Origin of the sequence: Cysteiniphilum marinum, from assembly GCF_014857925.1 — a bacterium.
GTDB lineage: Bacteria > Pseudomonadota > Gammaproteobacteria > Francisellales > Francisellaceae > Caedibacter > Caedibacter marinus.
In genome coordinates, this window is record NZ_JACYVZ010000107.1 from 1 (window position 1) to 1038 (window position 1038).

Here is a 1038-nt window from a genome sequence, read left to right on the forward strand (position 1 = left end):
AGGAGGTTTACATAAAAGATTATGCTGATATGCAAGAAGCCAAACGCTCATTAAAACGATACTTTGAGTTTTACAATTATGAAAGACATCATCAAGGTCTTGCGTATAAAAAACCAGCGGAGGTTTACTTTAACACTAGCTATAAAAATGCTGATGCTGACGCATTTAAAGAGAAACTATTATTAGGTTTAAAACCAAATGAAAACATTTGCTTGAAGCCTATAATTAATGAATTGAATTTACAGTAGAAAATATCCCATTTTTATTGCAAAGTGGTCTAGACAATGGGGAGTACTTTAAACAGTTTGTTAAAATTAACTTCTTATTCCTTTTACTAGAGAGACACCATATCCTTTTTAACATAACTAAATTCCCTATTCCATCTACTCAGCATTATAATCCTTTAAATTAAATCTAATTTAAAGCACATCACATTAACCGTATGCGATTGTATCATTGCACATACCCACTAAACCAAATACAAAAGGATTTAAAACATGTGAATATTTGTTTGTAGTGGTGCACTTCAAAATTCCTGTTTGCCATCTTTTAAACACGTATATATGCAATTACAACCGCGTAATTCATGTATGTACAATATACAGTTATGGTCTAATCAGATGCTAATTAAATGGACTACACCAAGTCTAGGCTTACAGGTATGATTCGGTGCAAATGGAATGGTATGATTGCGGTGCTAAGTAACATTATTTGAAAAACAATATACTGATCTGTTTGAAGCTAATGATATTATTGCTGAAAGAATACGAATGCTTGCCAATTTCACATTCTTTTATAAAGAAACTAATATTAAAGATGCTAATGAAAACTCATCAGCTCAAGAAATGGTAAAAGAACTAAGTAATGATCAGACTGTAATTATTAAAACATTACAATGTGCCTAAAAATTAGGGAGTGTTCATAAAACTGTGTCAATTTAAATTTAATATTGATGTAATGTGTTATTGCTAGAATAAACAGAGCAACTGTCAAGGAGGAACGCAGCAACGTGTTGCGAGTAGTCCTTGATGGTTGTGA

Annotated in this window: 1 pseudogene; it reads left to right on the plus strand. The window is 31.6% G+C overall.

Annotation, left to right across the window (positions count from 1 at the left end):
* Positions 1-248: pseudogene (locus IE867_RS15075) on the plus strand (hypothetical protein); the annotation flags it as partial.
* Positions 249-1038 lie beyond the last annotated feature (790 nt).